This window comes from Streptomyces sp. NPDC001315 (assembly GCF_042896175.1).
GTDB lineage: Bacteria > Actinomycetota > Actinomycetes > Streptomycetales > Streptomycetaceae > Streptomyces.
Window position 1 is genome coordinate 519,799 of sequence record NZ_JBIAWZ010000003.1, and the last position, 19,185, is coordinate 538,983.

Consider the following 19,185-nt stretch of genomic DNA (forward strand, 5'->3'; position numbering starts at 1 on the left):
CGGTGGCCGTGGACGGCGTACGGCCGGCTGTGAGAGATCCGACGCGCGACCGGCGACGGTGGATCAGAGAGAGCAACAGAGCGAACCTACGGGGGTTGAGATGTACAAGGCGGTACGGGCGCGGTTGCGTGCCCTGGTGTGCAGGGCGCGTGCGGCGCGCAGGGACGCGGGGATGGTCACCTCGGAGTACGCGATGGGGATCGTCGCGGCAGTGGCCTTCGCAGTGCTCCTCTACAAGGTGGTGACGAGCGGTCAGGTCAGTGCGGAGCTGCAGGCCATCGTGAAGCGAGCACTCAGTGCGCGGATGTGAGCGAGGTGCGGACCGGGGGTTCGTGACGGCCGAGTCGGCGGTGGTGCTGCCCGTGCTGGTGCTGTTCGCGATGGCGCTGGTGTGGGGGCTGCTCGTGGTGGCCGCACAGATCCAGTGCGTGGACGCGGCGCGGACGGGAGCCCGGGCCGCGGCCCGCCAGGACCCGGCCGGCTCGGTCCTCGAGGTCACCCGCGCGGCGGCACCGGCCGGCGCGAAGGTCACGGTCGGCCGGCAGGGCGACCAGGTGCGTGTGGTGGTCGTGGCCAGGCCCCCGGCGCTGAACGGACTGCCCTTCGAGGTACGGGAAGAAGCCGTGGCGTCGGTGGAGGAGCTGGTGGGGGTGGGGTCGTGACCAGGGGTCTGTCCGTGGCAAGGCGTTTGCCCGTCCGGGCGCGGGGTGACGGGCTGAGATCGGACCGCGGTTCCGCCACCGTCTGGAGCGTCGGTGCCGTCGCCGTGCTGTGCGTGGTGTTCGGGGTCGTGCTGGCGCTGGGGCAGGCTGTCGTGGCCCGGCACCGCGCGGCCGGCGGCGCGGACCTCGCGGCGCTCGCGGCAGCCGACCACTGGGCGGAGGGCGCCGCGGCGGCCTGCGCCCGCGCGGACCGGGTGGCGCGGGCCCAGGGGGCGCGGCTGGTGCGGTGCGCGATCGTCGCCGACACCTCGGACGTGTCGGCGGCGTCGGGGCGGGGGCCGTTCGCGGCGGAGGTCAGGGCGCGGGCGGGCCCGGCGGGACCGGTCCCGCCGGCTCCCCCTGGGCCTGCTGCTCCGCCTGCGGCTTCTCCTCCGGAGCCCCCCGCAGCAGGACCGTGAGCAGGCGCACGGCGCCTCTCTTGTGCAGGGGATCGTTCCCGTTGCCGCACTTGGGGGACTGGATGCAGGACGGGCAGCCGGCGTCGCACTCGCAGGAGGCGATGGCCTGGCGGGTGGCGGTGAGCCAGGCGCGGGCGGTGTGGAAGGCGCGCTCGGCGAAGCCCGCGCCGCCGGGGTGGCCGTCGTAGACGAAGACCGTCGGCAGGAGGGTGTCGGGGTGCAGCGGCACGGATACGCCGCCGATGTCCCAGCGGTCGCAGGTCGCGAAGAGGGGCAGCATGCCGATCGACGCGTGCTCGGCGGCGTGCAGTGCGCCACCGAGGATCTCCGGGTTGATCCGGGCCTCGTCCAGCTGGTCCTCGGTGACCGTCCACCACACGGCGCGCGTACGGAGCGTACGAGGCGGGAGGTCGAGTTTCGTCTCGCCCAGCACTTCACCGGTGATGACACGTCTGCGCAGGAAGGAGACCACTTGGTTGGTGACCTCGACGGAGCCGTAGCAGAGGCGGCCGTCGCCCCAGGGGATCTCGACGTCCGTCTCCAGGACGGAGATCGACGTCGTGTCGCGGGCGACCGTCGAATACGGTGGGCTCGCCTCCTCGACGAGGGCGACCGAATCCTCCAGGTCGAGGGAGCGGACGAGATACGTACGGCCCTGGTGGAGGTGGACCGCGCCCTCATGGACGGTCGTGTGGGAGGCGGCCTCGTCGACCGTGCCCAGCAGCCGTCCCGTCCCGGCCTCGACGATCTGCACCGGCCGGCCGCCCTCACCGCGGATGTCGGCCAGGTCGGCGGCCCGCTCCCGGCGCGTCCAGTGCCAGGCCTTCGTCCGGCGGCGCAGCAGCTTCGCGGCCTCCAGCTGCGGCAGCAGCTCCGCGGCCGCCGGACCGAAGAGGTCGAGGTCCTCCTCGACCAACGGCAGTTCCGCCGCGGCCGCGCACAGGTGCGGGGCGAGGACGTACGGGTTGTCGGGGTCGAGGACCGTCGATTCCACCGGTTGGTCGAACAGGGCCTCCGGATGATGGACGAGGAACGTGTCCAGCGGGTCGTCACGGGCCACCAGGACGGCGAGAGCCCCCTGACCGGAGCGTCCGGCCCGGCCCGCCTGCTGCCACAGGGACGCGCGCGTGCCCGGGTAGCCGGCGATCAGTACGGCGTCCAGGCCCGACACGTCCACGCCGAGCTCGAGCGCGGTCGTGGCGGCGAGACCGAGGAGTTCGCCGGAGTGCAGGGCGCGTTCCAGGGCGCGGCGCTCCTCGGGAAGGTAGCCGCCGCGGTACGCCGCGACCCGCCGGGCCAGGGACCGGTCGACCTCGGCGAGGCGTTCCTGGGCGATGACGGCGATGAGCTCGGCGCCGCGCCGGGAGCGCACGAAGGCGACCGAGCGCACGCCCTGGACGGCGAGGTCCGTGAGCAGGTCGGCGGTCTCGGCGGTGGCGGTACGGCGGACCGGGGCGCCCTTCTCGCCCTGCATCTCCGTGAGCGGGGGCTCCCAGAGGGCGAACACCACTTCCCCACGTGGGGAGGCGTCGTCGGCGACCTCGACCACCGGCAGGCCGGTCAGGCGGCGGGCGGCCACGGACGGCTCGGCGGCGGTGGCGGAGGCCAGCAGGAAGACCGGGGAGGCCCCGTAGCGCGCGCACACCCGGCGCAGACGGCGCAGGACCTGGGCGACGTGGGAGCCGAAGACGCCGCGGTAGGTGTGGCACTCGTCGATGACGACGTACTTGAGCGACCTCAGGAAGGAGGACCAGCGGGGATGTGACGGCAATATGCCGCGGTGGAGCATGTCCGGGTTGGTGAGGACGTAGTTGGCGTACTGGCGGACCCACTCGCGTTCCTCGAACGGAGTGTCGCCGTCGTACACGGCCGGGCGTACGGCGTTGCCCAGAGGTTGTGAAAGTTCCTTCACCGAGCGGCACTGGTCGGCCGCCAGGGCCTTCGTGGGGGCCAGGTAGAGGGCGGTGGCACCGCGGCCGTTCGGGGCCTCGGTGCCGTCCAGGAGGGTGGACAGAACCGGTACCAGGTAGGCCAGGGACTTGCCGGACGCCGTGCCGGTGGCGACGACCACGGAATCACCGTCCAGGGCGTGCTCGGCTGCCCGTGCCTGGTGGGCCCAGGGGTGCTCGATGCCGCACGCCTGCACTGCCGCGATGACCTCCGAGCGAATCCGGTCAGGCCAGACGGCATGGCGACCCGCGCGCGGGGGCAAGTGCTCCGTATGAGTGATGCGCGAAGCCCGGCTCGGCCCCGAGGCGAGCCGGTCCAGGACCGCGCCCGGTGCGGGACGGGATTCGGGGTCCGTCGGGGTTCGATCGGATCGGTGATTCTTGGCCATCGGCACCGAGTGTGTCACTGGAGTGACGGACAATGGAGCCAAGGCGTCGTGCACGCCTGCCGGTAAGTGATTGAATGCCATCGCGGCTGGCGAACCGTCCTGGGGGCTCCGCCGAGGTGTCCCATGGGGCGACCGCTCGATAGCAAGGTGCTGGAGGATCCGTGGACCTGTCCCTGTCGACCCGTACCGTCGGCGATCGTACGGTCGTCGAGGTCGGTGGCGAAATCGACGTATATACCGCGCCCAAGCTGCGCGAGCAGCTGGTCGAGCTGGTGAACGACGGGAATTTCCACCTCGTCGTCGATATGGAGGGCGTGGACTTCCTCGACTCCACCGGGCTCGGCGTGCTGGTCGGCGGCCTGAAGCGAGTGCGTGCCCATGAGGGCTCGCTGCGCCTGGTCTGCAACCAGGAGCGCATTCTGAAGATCTTCCGCATCACCGGTCTCACCAAGGTGTTCCCGATCCACACCTCGGTCGACGAAGCGGTGGCGGCCACCGACTGATCGCCGGCCCGGGCAGCTGCCCGGACGGCAGAGTTGAACACAGGGGGGACCGGGCTTTCGTCAGCCCGGCCCCCCGACCGCACGCCCGTAGTTCCGAGGGGGATGCATGGCCACCGTTGAACTCCGCTTCAGCGCGCTGCCCGAGCACGTCAGGACCGCCCGACTGGTGGCGGCAGCGGTGGCGCGCAGGGCCGGAGTGGACGAGGCCGTCCTCGACGAGGTCAGACTCGCCGTCGGCGAGGCATGTTCCCGTGCCGTCGGACTGCACCAGAGCAGCGGCATCACGGCACCGGTGCAGGTGATGCTGATCGAGGAGGAGAAGCAGTTCTCCATCGAGGTCGGCGACGAGGCGCCGCACGCGCCCCGGGACGGCTCGGCCGGTGCCGCGGCCGAGGATCCGGACATCGAGGCCGAGGAGGACGAGATGGGCCTCGCGGTCATCAGCGGGCTCGTCGACGACGTGGAGGTCACCGCCGGGGAGGACGGCGGCCGCATCCGCATGACCTGGCCGACCACCCCGCCCGCCGCCGTGCCGGCCTGACGCCTCCTCGTCGTATCACCGCATCTCCCACTCCAGGGCCCTGCTCAGCAGGGCCCTTCGTGTTTGCCTCACCCGTATGCGGGAATTCGTGAAGGAATTCACGATCAATCGCGGGATAATTTGATCAAGTGCCAATGTGGGCGTCAATGGTTTTGGGGCGTTACCTCGTTCGGGTTCGATGGCATGACCTCGATCATTTGCTGAAGAGCAAGTGAAGGCCAATTCCATTTACCGCGCACTGTTTTGATCAGGTTCCGGTACCTAGAATCCGTCCACATCTTGAGCTCAGCCCAAGCGTCAAGGAGGACGAATGGCGGGGCTTTCTACCCCTCAGCAGTTCGATCACCCCACAACCTTCGCAGCCGCAGTACTGACCGACGACAACCGCATCCTCGTGACGGTCATCGGCGTCGTGGCGCTGGCGGCGCTCGTGGTCGCGGGCATCCTGTTGCGCCAGGTGCTCGCCGCGGGCGAGGGCACCGACAGCATGAAGAAGATCGCGGCGGCGGTCCAGGAAGGCGCCAACGCCTATCTGGCCCGGCAGTTGCGCACGCTCGGCGTATTCGCCGTGGTCGTGTTCTTCCTGCTCATGCTGTTGCCCGCGGACGACTGGAATCAGCGCGCCGGCCGATCGATCTTCTTCCTGATCGGCGCCGGGTTCTCGGCGGCCACCGGTTATATCGGCATGTGGCTCGCGGTACGCAGCAATGTGCGCGTCGCCGCCGCGGCTCGGGAAGCGACCCCGGCGGAGGGCGAGCCGGAAAAGGATCTCACCACCGTCTCGCACAAAGCCATGAAGATCGCTTTCCGTACGGGCGGCGTCGTCGGCATGTTCACGGTGGGGCTCGGTCTGCTGGGCGCCTCCTGCGTGGTGCTGGTGTACGCGGCCGACGCGCCGAAGGTGCTCGAGGGCTTCGGCCTCGGGGCCGCCCTGATCGCCATGTTCATGCGTGTCGGCGGCGGCATCTTCACCAAGGCCGCCGACGTCGGCGCCGACCTGGTCGGCAAGGTCGAGAAGGGCATTCCGGAGGACGACCCGCGCAATGCCGCGACCATCGCCGACAACGTGGGCGACAACGTCGGCGACTGCGCGGGCATGGCGGCCGACCTCTTCGAGTCGTACGCCGTGACCCTGGTCGCCGCGCTGATCCTCGGCAAGGCGGCCTTCGGCGACTCCGGCCTCGCCTTCCCGCTGCTCGTGCCGGCGATCGGTGTCCTCACCGCCATGATCGGCATCTTCGCCGTGGCCCCGCGCCGCAGCGACCGCAGCGGCATGTCCGCGATCAACCGGGGCTTCTTCGTCTCCGCGGTGATCTCGCTCGCGCTGGTCGCGCTCGCGGTCTTCGTCTATCTGCCGTCGTCGTACGCCGGCCTCGACGGTGTCACCGACGCGGCGATCAAGGGCAAAGGCGGCGATCCTCGGATCCTCGCCCTCGTCGCGGTGGCGATCGGCATCCTGCTCGCCGCCGTCATCCAGCAGCTGACCGGCTACTTCACCGAGACCACCCGGCGCCCGGTCAGGGACATCGGCAAGACCTCGCTGACCGGCCCGGCCACCGTCGTCCTGGCCGGCATCTCCGTCGGCCTGGAGTCGGCCGTCTACACCGCCCTGCTGATCGGCCTCGGCGTGTACGGGGCATTCCTGCTCGGCGGCACGTCGATCATGCTGGCGCTGTTCGCGGTGGCGCTGGCCGGCACCGGACTGCTCACCACGGTCGGTGTGATCGTCGCGATGGACACCTTCGGGCCCGTCTCCGACAACGCTCAGGGCATCGCCGAGATGTCCGGTGACGTCCAGGGCGCGGGCGCGCAGGTGCTCACCAACCTGGACGCGGTGGGCAACACCACCAAGGCCATCACCAAGGGCATCGCCATCGCCACCGCCGTCCTGGCGGCGTCGGCGCTCTTCGGGTCGTACCGCGACGCGATCACCACGGGCGCGCAGGACGTGGGCGAGAAGCTCACCGGGCAGGGCGCGCCGATGAGTCTGATGATGGACATCTCGCAGCCCAACAACCTCGTCGGCCTCATCGCGGGCGCGGCGGTCGTCTTCCTCTTCTCGGGGCTGGCGATCAACGCGGTGTCGCGGTCGGCGGGGTCCGTGGTGTTCGAGGTCCGGCGACAGTTCCGCGAGAAGCCCGGGATCATGGACTACACGGAGACCCCGGAGTACGGCAAGGTCGTCGACATCTGCACCAAGGACGCCTTGCGCGAGCTCGCCACGCCCGGTCTGCTGGCGGTCATGGCGCCGATCTTCATCGGCTTCACGCTCGGCATCGGCCCGCTCGGGGCGTATCTCGCGGGTGCGATCGGGGCGGGCACGCTGATGGCGGTGTTCCTCGCCAACTCCGGTGGCGCCTGGGACAACGCCAAGAAGCTGGTCGAGGACGGCCACCATGGCGGCAAGGGCAGCGAGGCCCACTCGGCCACGGTGATCGGCGACACGGTCGGCGACCCCTTCAAGGACACCGCCGGTCCCGCGATCAACCCGCTGCTGAAGGTCATGAACCTGGTGGCGCTGCTGATCGCGCCCGCTGTCATCAAGTTCTCCTACGGCGACGACAAGAATCTCGGCGTACGGATCCTGATCGCGGTCGTCTCGCTCCTGGTGATCGTGGTCGCGGTGTACGTCTCCAAGCGGCGAGGCATCGCCGTGGGTGACGAAGACAACGCCGAACGGGTGTCCAAGTCGGCTGATCCTGCGGTGGTTTCGTAGGCGGTCCCGACGAGGCCCAGCTCACAGGGCGGGCGGTGGCGCGCATCGACGCGTCGCCGCCCGCCCTGTGCGCGTTCGCGCCCCTCCTCGTGAGCCTTCTCTCACTTGGTGCAAATGGCTTCAATGACTCCCTTAAGGGGCATTCGTCGCGTGTTTCTCGGCCACGTGGCGTGTATGTTCCGGGGCCGAGAGCCATGGAAGGGACCAATCCGGTGAACAAGAAGCTCGCGGCCGCGCTGTCCGGCGGTGCGGTACTGGCAATGGCGCTGTCGGGATGCAGCAGTGACGACGGCAGCAGCGAGAAGCTGACCGCCTGGGCCAAGGAGGTCTGCGACTCCGTACAGCCGCAGGCCAAGAAGATCGAGGCCGCCAACACCGCCATCCAGAAGCAGACCTCGGACAGCAGTGCGCCGGAGGACGTCCAGAAGACCGACTCCCAGGCCTTCCAGGACATGTCGGACGCCTACAAGGCGATCGGGGCGGCCGTCGACAAGGCGGGTGCGCCGGACACCGGGGACGCCAAGAACGCCGAGCAGAAGCAGCAGGACGCGGTCAAGGAGCTCAACGACCTCGCGTCGTCGTACGCCTCGCTGAAGAAGCAGGTGGACGCGCTCGACACGAAGGACCAGGCCAAGTTCGCGGACGGTCTGAAGGACGTCGCCACCGAGCTCGACAAGCTGAGCAAGACCGGGAACGGCGCCCTCAAGACCCTCGAGGAGGGCGACGTCGGCAAGGCGATGGGCGAGCAGGCGAGCTGCAAGTCCGCGGCCTCCTCGGCGCCGGCCACGGCGAGCTGACCCGGCCCGCCGTCCGCCCCGCACGACCCCGGAAGCCCCCGCTACGCGCGCGTAGCGGGGGCTTCCGGCTGTGCCAGCGGGGTTTTCCGCCCGCGCGTACAAGGGCTTCGGCCGTGTACGCGCGGTGCGGGGCGAGTGGGCGCGATCGCGATGTCGGTCCGAGCGGACACAATGGGGGCGTGAGCAATTCCACCCTCAGCCCCCTGCCCTCCGCCGACCGCCCCGACGCCACCGCCCGGCTGCGCGACGCCCTGCTCGGCGCCTCCTTCACCGCCGACGGGCTGCTCGAACTGCTCGGCGCCCCCGCGTACGCGGCGCTGGCGCGCAGCGAGACCGTCCCCGCGCTCCGGGCGACCCGCGGGGACACGCCGCTGGAGACGCTCGTCCGGCTGTTCCTGCTGCAGCAGCCCGTGCCGCACACGCGCGTGGCGGGCGTTCTGCCCGTCGACGCGTGCCTGGAGAGCGGCTGGCTGGTGCGCGCCGGCGAAGACGCCGGGGACGACGTCGCCGCGACCGTGGACGTACGGCCGTACGGCGGGCCCGGTGGCGAGGACTGGTTCATCGTGTCCGACCTGGGGTGCGCCGTCGGCGGCGCCGGCGGTATCGGCAGCCAGGACGAGCGTGTCGTCCTCGGCGTCGGCGGTGCCTCCACGACCCTCGCAGGCATCACCGTCCGTACGCCCGTCTCCTCCGCCCTCGACCTCGGCACCGGTTCCGGGATCCAGGCGTTGCACGCCGCCCAGCACGCCACACGCGTGACGGCGACCGACCTCAACCCGCGCGCACTGCACATCACCGCCCTCACCCTCGCGCTGTCCGGCGCGCCGGCCGCCGACCTTCGCGAGGGCTCACTCTTCGAGCCGGTGCGGGACGACGAGACGTACGACCTGATCGTGTCGAACCCGCCGTTCGTGATCTCACCGGGCGCCCGGCTGACGTACCGCGACGGCGGGATGGGCGGGGACGATCTGTGCCGCACGCTCGTTCAGCAGGCGGGGGAGCGGCTGAACGAGGGCGGGTTCGCGCAGTTCCTCGCCAATTGGCAGCACATGGAAGGGGAGGACTGGCAGGACAGGCTCAGGTCGTGGGTGCCCCGCGGGTGCGATGCCTGGATCGTGCAGCGCGAGGTGCAGGACGTCACGCAGTACGCCGAGCTGTGGCTCAGGGACGCGGGCGACCACCGGGGTGACCCGGTCGAGTACCAGGCACGGTACGACGCGTGGCTGGACGAGTTCGAGGCGCGCAAGGTGAGGGCCGTCGGCTTCGGCTGGATCACGCTGCGCAGGACGGCGGCCGGCGAGCCCTCGATCACTGTGGAGGAGTGGCCGCACCCGGTCGAACAGCCGCTCGGCGACACGGTCCGGGAGCACTTCGCCCGCCTCGACTACCTGCGGGAGCACGACGACGCGGCCCTGCTCGCGGGCCACTTCAGGCTCGCTGCCGAGATCGTCCAGGAGCAGGTCGGACTGCCCGGCGCCGAGGACCCGGAGCATGTCGTGCTGCGCCAGCACCGCGGCATGCGTCGGGCCACCAAGGTGGACACGGTCGGCGCGGGCTTCGCGGGCGTGTGCGACGGTTCGCTGAGCGCCGGTCGTATCCTCGACGCCATTGCCCAACTGGTCGGCGAAGACCCGGTGTCGTTGCGCGACCGCACGCCCGCGCAGATCCGGCTGCTGGTGGAGCAGGGGTTCCTCGAGCCGGCGCAGTGACACGGTACGAGGCCCGTACGGGCGTCACACCTGGGGCGGGCCCGCGCTCCTGAGGCCCCTGTGTCCGGTCTGGCGGGATTGATCCGGAAAAGGTCTCCTGTCAGTGGCAGGTGCGAAGCTACCTTCGAGGGACAGGTCCACGCGTTCTCGGGGGAGGCGCGCTGTCCCGGGGGAGGCGTGATGGCGGGGGAGACGCCGGATCAGGGCGAAGGCAGGATCATCAACGGCCGGTACCGGCTGCTGCGGACGCTGGGCGCGGGCGGCATGGGCCGCGTCTGGCGGGCGTACGACGAGGAGTTGGCCTGCGACGTCGCGATGAAGGAGATCGCGTTTCCGGACGTGCCGATGGACGCGGCCGAGCCCGCGCAGCGCATCGCCCGGGCCCGCAGCGAGGCCCGGCACGCGGCGCGGCTGCGCGGCCATCCGCACGTGGCGACGGTGCACGACGTGGTGGTGCACGACGGCCTGCCCTGGATCGTCATGGAGTACGTGCCGGACGCGGTCGACCTTCAGGCGGTGGTCCGAAGGTCGGGACCGCTGCCGCCCGTACAGGTGGCCCGTGTCGGACTCGCCGTCCTCGACGCGCTCACCGCCGGGCACCGCATCGGCATCCTCCACCGGGATGTGAAACCGGCCAACATCCTTCTGGCGCCGGACGCTTCGGGCGACGCCTACGCGCGCGTGCTGCTCACCGACTACGGCATCGCACTCCAGCCCGAGTCCCGTGAGCCCCGGCTGACCTCCACCGCCGGCATCCTCGGCACGCCCGGCTACCTCGCCCCGGAGCGGGCGCGCGGCGAGCCGCCCACCCCGGCCGCCGACCTGTTCTCGCTGGGCGCCACCCTGTACGCCGCCGTCGAGGGCCGCGGCCCCTTCGACCGCCACGGCGAGTACGCGACCCTGACGGCCCTGCTCGGCGAAGAGCCGACACCACCGGCGCGGGCCGGTGAACTGGCACCGGTGCTCCACGGGTTGCTGGTCAAGGATTCGGTGCGGCGGTCGGCGCCGGAGGCGGTGGCACGAGGGCTGGAGCGGGTGGTGCAGGGCGCGGGAGCCGTCGCGGGCCCGGGAGCCGGGGCGGCGTCCGGCTGGGGAGCGGGACCCGCGCAGGCGGGCTTCGGTCCGCCGCCGCCGGGATTCGGCCCGGCGCCGGGTACTCCGCAGACCCCGGGCATCCCGCAGAGTCCGGGCACCCCTCCGACGCCGGCCACGCCTCCCACACCGCATACCCCGCCGGGCGGCCCCGCGATTCCCGTGGCGGGCGGTCCGGGCACCCCGGGAGGCGGCGGTCCCGGCGGTGGCGGTCCGGCCACGCCCGGCGGGACGCCCGCTCCGGCGCCGTACGACGCCTGGCCGCCGCCTGCCCCGCAGCACGCCGCCGACTCCGGCAACCCGTACGCGCAGGGCAGCGGCTCCGCGGGCGGTTCCCCGTACGGGGGCGGGCCGTACGCGGGAGGCGGCACCCCGACGCCTTACGGAGGCGGTGGCGGAGGCACCCCGCAGCCCTACGGAGGTGCAGGCGGTGGCGGTAGTACCCCGCCGCCCTACTCGGGCAACAGCACACCTACGTACGCGGGAAGCACCGGTCCTTCGCCCTACGCGGCCGGCGGCTACGGAACCCCCGGCGGGCCGCCCGTCGCCGGTGCCGTGAGCGGGGGCCCGCCGTCCCCCGGGGGAAGGAGGCGCGCGGCGATCGTCGCGCTCGTGGTGGCCGTCGTCCTCGTCGTGGCCGGCGCCGCCTGGGCGGCCGTTTCGCTGACCGGTGACGACGGAGGCGGCGGCAAGAACAGCGTGGCCACGAAGAAGTCGCCCTCGGCGAGCGCGTCGCAGGAGTCACCGTCGCCGACCGGGCCCGTGTATCCCTACGGGGACGTGGTGGGGCTCACCGAGCCGCTGCAGGCCGGGGACTGCGTCAAGGCGGTGTGGTCGGGGACGCCGTTCGAGTCGGTGCCGAACCTCGGTGTGGTGGACTGCGCCGACGACTGGCCCGACGGGCAGGTCGTCGCGGTGGACACGGCCACCGACTACGCCGACGCCCGCGCGCAGGGCGCCAAGCGCTGCGAGAGCCAGAGCCGGACGGTCGTCGCCGCGCTGCCGGACGCGGGCGGCTACGCCGTAGTACCGACGAAGGAGGGCTTCACCGCGGCCGAGAGCGGTACGGCATGTCTCGTACTCGGCCGCCATGCGGCGATAGGCGGCGAGGTGGGCAGTTTCCGCGACGCGGGTACGGATTTGTGGATCGGTCAGATGAGTGTGGGCGACTGCTGGATCTACGAGGAACTGGACGACGGATACAAGGCGTCGCTCACCGACTGCGTCAAGCCGCACACGGATCAGGTGATCGGTAGCGTTCAGGCTCCCACCGAAATGAGCTACAAGAAGGGCGTCGACAACGCGACCAAGCTCTGCGGCAACAAGTTCGAGTCGACCTGGGCGCCGGGGACGGCGCGCAAGGTCTTCGGCTGGGTGGCGGACGAGGACGACTGGAACGCCGGATTCAACAAGGTCGTGTGCACGGTGGGCCGGACCGACAACGCCAAGACGACCGGAAAAATACCCGTGCCCGGTTCGGTCTGAGGCCGGCCGGGAGATCCACAGCTCCGGCGGCCCCGCGTTCACCTCGGGTTTGCCTGTACGCCGCCCGCGCGTGCCAGTCTCCTGGCGCCGGCCCCTCGCGGTCGGCAGAAAAGGGGCGCGGCTAGCCATGGAGAGCGGACCGGCGATCTTCACCGGAGCGGTGTTCGCCCTGTTCGGAGCCGGGTTGCTGGTGTGGACCGCGACCCGCGTCAGGCGTCGCGAACCCGTTGCCCACGATGTGAACCCGGTCGCATCGGCGACCCTCGCCGGCGCCGCGGGAGTGGTCGCGCTGGTCCTCGCCGCATGGTGCCTCACCCGGGTCTGACAGCCGCCCAGTACCCCCGCATCCGTAATTAAGAAGTCACGCTCCGGTTTGGCCCGAAAGGACTGGTGGACACTCCGGGCGGCAGGAAGGGCGGGAGTCGGGTTACCGTTCGAGTGGCCGTTGCGGGCTTTTCCCGTTTGACACGGGGGCGGGATGTACCGTCACACTCCGCAGCGTCACCATGACCCGACCCCGGGACGAAGGCCTGGGGAGGCCCAGCGTCGACCGGAGAGAAGAGCGAAGTTGTCCCCGACCAGCGAGACCGCACAGGGCGGCCGCCGACTCGTCATCGTCGAGTCGCCTGCCAAGGCGAAGACGATCAAGGGCTATCTCGGCCCCGGCTACGTCGTCGAAGCGAGCGTCGGGCACATCCGCGACCTCCCCAACGGCGCCGCGGAGGTGCCGGAGAAGTACACCGGCGAGGTCCGCCGCCTCGGCGTGGACGTCGAACACGACTTCGAGCCGATCTATGTCGTCAACGCCGACAAGAAGGCCCAGGTCAAGAAGCTCAAGGACCTGCTGAAGGACTCCGACGAGCTCTTCCTCGCCACCGATGAGGACCGCGAGGGCGAGGCCATCGCATGGCACCTCTTGGAGGTCCTGAAGCCCAAGGTCCCGGTCAAGCGGATGGTCTTCCACGAGATCACCAAGGACGCGATCCGCGAGGCCGTCGCCAACCCGCGCGACCTCAACCAGCGCATGGTCGACGCCCAGGAGACCCGCCGCATCCTCGACCGCCTCTACGGCTACGAGGTCTCGCCGGTCCTGTGGAAGAAGGTCATGCCGCGCCTGTCGGCAGGCCGCGTCCAGTCCGTCGCCACCCGACTCGTGGTGGAGCGGGAACGCGAGCGCATCGCGTTTCGTTCCGCCGAGTACTGGGACCTGACGGGCACCTTCGCGACCGGCCGCGCGGGGGACGCGTCGGACCCGTCGTCGCTGGTCGCCCGCCTCCAGACCGTCGACGGCAGGCGGGTCGCACAGGGCCGCGACTTCGACTCCCTGGGACAACTCAAGAGCGCGAACATCCTCCACCTCGACGAGGCGAACGCCCGCGCCCTGGCCGCCGCCCTGGAGAACACGCGGTTCGCCGTCCGCTCCGTCGAGTCCAAGCCGTACCGTCGCTCGCCGTACGCCCCGTTCCGTACGACGACGCTGCAGCAGGAGGCCAGCCGCAAGCTCGGCTTCGGCGCGAAGGCCACCATGCAGGTCGCGCAGAAGCTGTACGAGAACGGCTACATCACGTACATGCGTACGGACTCCACGACGCTGAGCGACACCGCGGTCACCGCCGCCCGCGCCCAGGTCACGCAGCTGTACGGCGCCGACTATCTGCCGGCCCAGCCGCGTACGTACGCCGGGAAGGTCAAGAACGCGCAGGAGGCCCACGAGGCGATCCGCCCCTCGGGTGATCGTTTCCGTACTCCCGCCGAGACCGGTCTCACCGGGGACCAGTTCAAGCTCTACGAGCTGATCTGGAAGCGGACCGTCGCCTCTCAGATGAAGGACGCGGTGGGCAACTCCGTCACCGTGAAGATCGCCGGCGCCGCCGCCGACGGCCGGGACGTCGAGTTCAGCGCGTCCGGCAAGACGATCACCTTCCACGGCTTCCTGAAGGCATACGTCGAGGGCGCCGACGACCCGAACGCCGAGCTCGACGACCGCGAGCGCCGCCTGCCGCAGGTCGGCGAGGGCGACGCGCTCACGGCCGAGGAGATCACGGTCGACGGGCACGCCACCAAGCCCCCGGCCCGCTACACCGAGGCCAGCCTGGTCAAGGAGCTCGAAGAGCGCGAGATCGGCCGCCCGTCCACGTACGCGTCGATCATCGGGACCATCCTCGACCGCGGCTACGTCTTCAAGAAGGGCACGGCACTCGTGCCGTCCTTCCTGTCCTTCGCCGTGGTCAACCTCCTGGAGAAGCACTTCGGGCGGCTCGTCGACTACGACTTCACCGCCAAGATGGAGGACGACCTCGACCGCATCGCCCGCGGCGAGGCGCAGGCCGTGCCGTGGCTGAAGCGCTTCTACTTCGGTGAAACCGTGCCCGACAGCGGCTTCGCCGCGGGCGGCGCGGGCGGTGCCGCCGACGCCGGCAACGGCGACGGGGACCACCTCGGTGGCCTCAAGGAGCTGGTGACCGACCTGGGCGCGATCGACGCGCGCGAGGTGTCGTCGTTCCCCGTGGGCAACGACATCGTGCTGCGGGTCGGGCGCTACGGTCCGTACGTCGAGCGCGGCGAGAAGGACTCCGAGAACCACCAGCGCGCCGACGTGCCGGAGGACCTCGCCCCGGACGAGCTGTCCGTCGAACTCGCGGAGGAACTGCTCGCCAAGCCGAGCGGCGACTTCGAGCTGGGCACCGACCCGGAGACGGGTCACCCGATCATCGCCAGGGACGGCCGCTACGGCCCGTACGTCACCGAGGTGCTCCCCGAGGGCACCCCGAAGACCGGCAAGAACGCGGTCAAGCCGCGCACGGCCTCCCTCTTCAAGTCGATGTCGCTGGACACGGTGACCCTGCAGGACGCGCTCAAGCTGATGTCGCTCCCGCGCGTCGTCGGCACGGACGCGGACGGCGTGGAGATCACCGCGCAGAACGGCCGCTACGGCCCGTACCTGAAGAAGGGCACGGACTCGCGCTCGCTGCAGTCCGAGGACCAGCTCTTCACGATCACGCTGGAGGAGGCGCAGGCGATCTACGCCCAGCCCAAGCAGCGTGGCCGCGCGGCCGCCAAGCCGCCGCTGAAGGAGCTGGGCGTGGACCCGGTCAGCGAGAAGCCCGTCGTCGTCAAGGACGGTCGCTTCGGCCCGTACGTCACCGACGGGGAGACCAACGCGACCCTGCGCTCCGGCGACAGCGTCGAGGAGATCACCCCGGAACGCGGCTTCGAGCTGCTCGCCGAGAAGCGGGCCAAGGGGCCCGCCAAGAAGACGGCGAAGAAGGCGCCCGCGAAGAAGGCCCCGGCCAAGAAGGCCGCTGCGACGAAGACGGCCGCCAAGAAGACCACGGCCGCCAAGAAGACGACGGCTGCGAAGAAGACCGCCGCCAAGACGACCGCCGCGAAGAAGGCGACGGCTTCGAAGGCGTCCGCGGAGGACTGAGGAAGAGGCCGCACAGGCCCGAGGATCGGCCACGGCTCTCCGACGACGGATCGGGCCGCGGCCCTTCGAGGGCCAGGTTCCTTCACCACAGGTTCGCGAAACGCACGCCCCGGCATCACTTTGGTGTCGGGGCGTGCGCACGTCCAGGCGTGCGCCTCGGGCTGTCGGTGGGTCCCGATAGGCTGAATGCATGACGCGAGCCGAGCAGCCAACGGCCAACCACCCGGCCCCGGACGACGCCCTGGTGGCGGACTCCCGCGAGCGCGCCGTCCGCGCCCTGCTGCGCCAGCCGCAGCTCAAGCGGCTGTGGAGCGCCCAACTCGTCGGAGGCGTGGGGGACATCCTCGCGCTCCTGGTGCTGGTCGTCCTGGCCCTTCAGGCGGCGATCGCCGAGGGCTCCTTCGGCGGCGGGTACCGGGGCGTGGCCTTCGCGGTGGCGGCCGTCTTCGGGGTGCGCGTCCTGGCGACCCTGCTCTTCGGCGCCGTCCTCCTCGGCCCGCTCACCTCGCTGACCTCGCAGGAGGGCCCGCTCGACCGACGCTGGACGATGGTCGGGGCCGACGGTCTGCGGGCCGCACTGCTGATCATCGCGCCGCTGTGGATCGACTGGACGCCCGACGACGCACTCGCGGTCCTCCTCGTCACCGTGTTCGTGACGGGGGTCGCCGAGCGCTTCTGGACGGTGTGCCGCGAGAGCGCGGCGCCCGCCCTGCTGCCCGCCCCGCCCCCGGAGGGCGCGACGGTACGACCGCTGCCGGACCACATGGACGCCCTGCGCCGCCTGTCGCTGCGTACGAGCTTCGTGGCGATCCCCCTCGCGGCCGCCGCGCTGGCCGCCGCGGCACTGGTCAACAACCTGCTGGGCGCCGGGATCGACTGGTTCGCCCAGCACCAGGCGGCCCTCGGTTCGTATCTCGCGGCGGGACTCTTCGCCGCGTCCCTGTCGGTGCTGACCTTCCTGGAACTGCCCGACGTGCGCACCCCGCGCGCGCGGTCGCCGCTGGAGGGCCTGCGCCGACCCAAGACGGCCACGGGCGTCGACACCGGTCGTACGGGCGCAATCCCGTTGCTGGTGCTCGCCTGCGCCGCCATCGCCGGTGCGATCGCCGCCGGTGTCGCCGTGTCGGTGCTGCACGCCAAGGACCTGGGCGGCGGCCCCGTGCTGTACGGGCTGCTGGTGCTGGCGCTGACCGGCGGTGTCGTGGTCGGTATCCGCACCGCCCCGGCCGTCCTGCCGACGCTCTCGCGGCGCCGGCTGCTGTCGCTGGCGATCGCCTTCACCGGCGTGGCGCTGCTGGCCGCCGGGCTCGTCCCGGACGTCACCAGCGTGCTGCTGATCGTCGCGCTGGCCGGCGTCGGCGCGGGCGTGGCCGCCAACACCGGGCACACGCTGCTCGACCAGGAGACCGAGGACCACCGGCGGGCGCGTACGACCGAGCACCTGCACGCGGTCGTACGGGTCCTCGTGGCGCTGGGTGCGCTGATCGCCCCGCTGGTGGCGGCGCTCATCGGGCCGCACCGGCTGGAAAACGGCAAGTTCGTGTTCGCGCACGGCGGGGCCGCCTTCACCCTGATGCTGGTCGGCGCGCTGCTGCTGCCGGTGGCCGCGCTGGTGCTCGCGAAGGTCGACGACCGTGCCGGCGTACCGCTGCGGCACGACCTGCGGGACGCGCTGCTCGGCGGCGACGACCCGGTGCAGGCGCCCGCGGACGGTGGCTTCTTCATCGTCCTGGAGGGCGGCGACGGCGCGGGCAAGTCCACGCAGGCGGAGGCGCTCGCCGAGTGGATCAGGGCCAAGGGGCACGAGGTCGTCCTCACGCGCGAGCCCGGAGCCACGCCCGTGGGCAAGCGGCTGCGGTCGATCCTGCTGGACGTGTCGTCGGCCGGGCTGTCGCACCGCGCGGAGGCGCTGCTGTACGCGGCGGACCGCGCCGAGCACGTCGACACCGTCGTACGGCCCGCGCTGGAGCGCGGCGCGGTGGTGATCTCCGACCGGTACATCGACTCGTCGGTGGCGTACCAGGGGGCGGGCCGGGACCTGTCGCCGACCGAGATCGCGCGGATCTCGCGCTGGGCGACGAACGGGCTGGTGCCGCACCTGACGGTGCTGCTGGACGTGTCGCCGGAGGCCGCCCGCGAGCGGTTCACGGAGGCGCCGGACCGGCTGGAGTCGGAGCCCGCGGAGTTCCACGCGCGCGTGCGGTCCGGTTTCCTGACGCTGGCCGCCGCCGACCCCGGGCGGTACCTGGTCGTCGACGCCGCGCAGGCGCCCGAGGCGGTGACGACGGTCGTCCGGCACCGGCTCGACCAGATGCTGCCGCTGTCCGAGGCCGAGGTGAAGGCCGCGGAGGAGGCCCGCAAGGCGGCCGCGGAGGAGGCCCGCCGCAAGGCCGAGGAGGAGGCCGCGCGCAAGGCCGAGGAGGAACGCCTGGAGCGCGAGCGCCAGGAGCAGCTGGAGCGGCTGCGCGCCGAGGAGGAGGAGCGCAAGCGGCGCGAGCTGGAGGAGGCGCAGCGGCGCGAGGCCGAACGTCAGGCGGAGGAGGCCCGGCAGCGGGCCGAGGAAGCGCGCCGGCGTGCCGAGGAGGAGCGGGCACGGCTGCTCGCCGAGGAGAAGGTCCGGGCCGAGGAGGAAGCACGGCGCAGGGCCGAGGAGGAACGGCGCCGCAAGCAGGCCGAGGAGGAGGCCAGGCTGCACGCCGAGGCCGAGGCCCGGCGCCTGGAGAAGCAGCGCAAGGCCGAGGAAGCCCTGCTGCGGGCCGAGGAGGCGCGCCGGGCGGCCGAGCAGGCCGCGGCCGTCGCGCAGGCGGGGCCGCAGCCCACGGCACCGTCGGCCGCGTCCGGCGTGGCGCCGGACGCGGCGACCGTGCCGACGCCGGTGGTGACGCCGACGAACGCGTCGGGCGGGCCGGTGGACGAGACGGCGGTGCTGCCGCGGGTCGAGCAGGGGCCCGGAACAGGGGAAGCCGATCAGACTTCCGTAGGTTCCGACTCGGAGGTGACGGCCGAGCTGCCGCAGCCGCCGGCGCCGCCCGTGCCGCCGGGCGCGGCCGACGAGACCGCGGTGCTGCCGGCGGTCGCTCCCGGAGCCGCCGACGAGACGGCCGTGCTGCCTCCCGTGCCCGGGGAGGCCCCTGCGGACCGGGTGCCGTCCGGATACTTCCGGGACGAGCCGTCCGGGCCGTCGGGAGCATCGCAGGCGGACCGGTCCGACGACCGTACGCGGGAGCTGCCGCAGGTCGACGAGGATGGCGTGCCGCGGCGGCGGGCCCGGTCCGACTGGGCCGAGGAGACGCCGCTGGACGACCTGCCGACGCTGGCGGACGAGCTGCTCGGGCCGCGCGGGGACGAGGACGAGGGGTACGGCGACGAGCCGGGGCGCAGGCGGGGCCGGGGGCGTTGAGCTCGGTCGTCTGAGTCTGAGGCTGAGTTTGAATCTGGTCGCTTGGGTTGCTCGGGA

13 protein-coding genes are annotated in these 19,185 nt (G+C 71.7%); 12 read left to right on the top strand and 1 reads right to left on the bottom strand.

Annotation, left to right across the window (positions count from 1 at the left end; translation table 11 throughout):
* The first annotated feature begins 100 nt into the window (after positions 1–100).
* The 3 genes from ACFY16_RS12830 to ACFY16_RS12840 are packed head-to-tail and all read left to right on the top strand — an operon-like array spanning position 101 to position 1,120.
* Positions 101–310 carry a DUF4244 domain-containing protein gene (locus tag ACFY16_RS12830; RefSeq protein ID WP_390647103.1) on the top strand — a complete coding sequence of 70 codons (210 nt, stop codon included), beginning with the start codon at positions 101–103 and terminating at the stop codon, positions 308–310.
* Complete coding sequence (locus ACFY16_RS12835) at positions 297–662, top strand: TadE family type IV pilus minor pilin (protein ID WP_390647104.1); 366 nt, start codon at positions 297–299, stop codon at positions 660–662. Before ACFY16_RS12830 ends, ACFY16_RS12835 begins: the two co-directional genes overlap by 14 nt.
* Positions 663–688: 26 nt before the next feature.
* Complete coding sequence (locus ACFY16_RS12840) at positions 689–1,120, top strand: Rv3654c family TadE-like protein (protein ID WP_390647258.1); 432 nt, start codon at positions 689–691, stop codon at positions 1,118–1,120.
* Here ACFY16_RS12840 and ACFY16_RS12845 read toward each other — a convergent pair.
* Positions 1,017–3,539, bottom strand: coding sequence for a DEAD/DEAH box helicase (locus ACFY16_RS12845; protein WP_390647105.1), 2,523 nt, complete (start codon positions 3,537–3,539; stop codon positions 1,017–1,019). The genes ACFY16_RS12840 and ACFY16_RS12845 overlap by 104 nt on opposite strands.
* A gap of 80 nt (positions 3,540–3,619) precedes the next feature.
* Between ACFY16_RS12845 and bldG the strand changes: the two genes are divergently transcribed.
* From bldG to tmk, 9 genes are all read left to right on the top strand, one after another.
* Positions 3,620–3,961 carry an anti-sigma factor antagonist BldG gene (gene bldG / locus ACFY16_RS12850; protein ID WP_009189842.1) on the top strand — a complete coding sequence of 114 codons (342 nt, stop codon included), beginning with the start codon at positions 3,620–3,622 and terminating at the stop codon, positions 3,959–3,961.
* Between the two features lie 106 nt (positions 3,962–4,067).
* Positions 4,068–4,502, top strand: a complete 435-nt coding sequence (locus ACFY16_RS12855) for an ATP-binding protein (protein ID WP_390647106.1) — start codon at positions 4,068–4,070, stop codon at positions 4,500–4,502.
* Positions 4,503–4,812: 310 nt separating this feature from the next.
* Positions 4,813–7,218, top strand: a complete 2,406-nt coding sequence (locus tag ACFY16_RS12860) for a sodium-translocating pyrophosphatase (protein WP_390647107.1) — start codon at positions 4,813–4,815, stop codon at positions 7,216–7,218.
* A 194-nt stretch (positions 7,219–7,412) separates the two neighbouring features.
* Positions 7,413–8,015: a small secreted protein gene (locus tag ACFY16_RS12865; RefSeq protein WP_390647108.1), complete on the top strand. Its 603-nt coding sequence runs from the start codon at positions 7,413–7,415 to the stop codon at positions 8,013–8,015.
* Between the two features lie 179 nt (positions 8,016–8,194).
* Complete coding sequence (locus ACFY16_RS12870) at positions 8,195–9,724, top strand: methyltransferase (protein ID WP_390647109.1); 1,530 nt, start codon at positions 8,195–8,197, stop codon at positions 9,722–9,724.
* Between the two features lie 180 nt (positions 9,725–9,904).
* Positions 9,905–12,301: a serine/threonine-protein kinase gene (locus tag ACFY16_RS12875; RefSeq protein WP_390647110.1), complete on the top strand. Its 2,397-nt coding sequence runs from the start codon at positions 9,905–9,907 to the stop codon at positions 12,299–12,301.
* A gap of 127 nt (positions 12,302–12,428) precedes the next feature.
* On the top strand, positions 12,429–12,626 hold the full coding sequence (locus ACFY16_RS12880; RefSeq protein WP_390647111.1) for a hypothetical protein: 198 nt from the start codon (positions 12,429–12,431) through the stop codon (positions 12,624–12,626).
* A 243-nt stretch (positions 12,627–12,869) separates the two neighbouring features.
* Positions 12,870–15,728 (top strand): type I DNA topoisomerase, encoded by a 2,859-nt coding sequence (gene topA / locus ACFY16_RS12885; protein ID WP_390647112.1) that lies wholly within the window; start codon positions 12,870–12,872, stop codon positions 15,726–15,728.
* A 190-nt stretch (positions 15,729–15,918) separates the two neighbouring features.
* The gene (gene tmk, locus ACFY16_RS12890) at positions 15,919–19,128 is read left to right on the top strand and encodes a dTMP kinase (RefSeq protein ID WP_390647113.1); all 3,210 of its coding nucleotides are present in this window, start codon (positions 15,919–15,921) and stop codon (positions 19,126–19,128) included.
* The last annotated feature ends 57 nt before the right edge of the window (positions 19,129–19,185 follow it).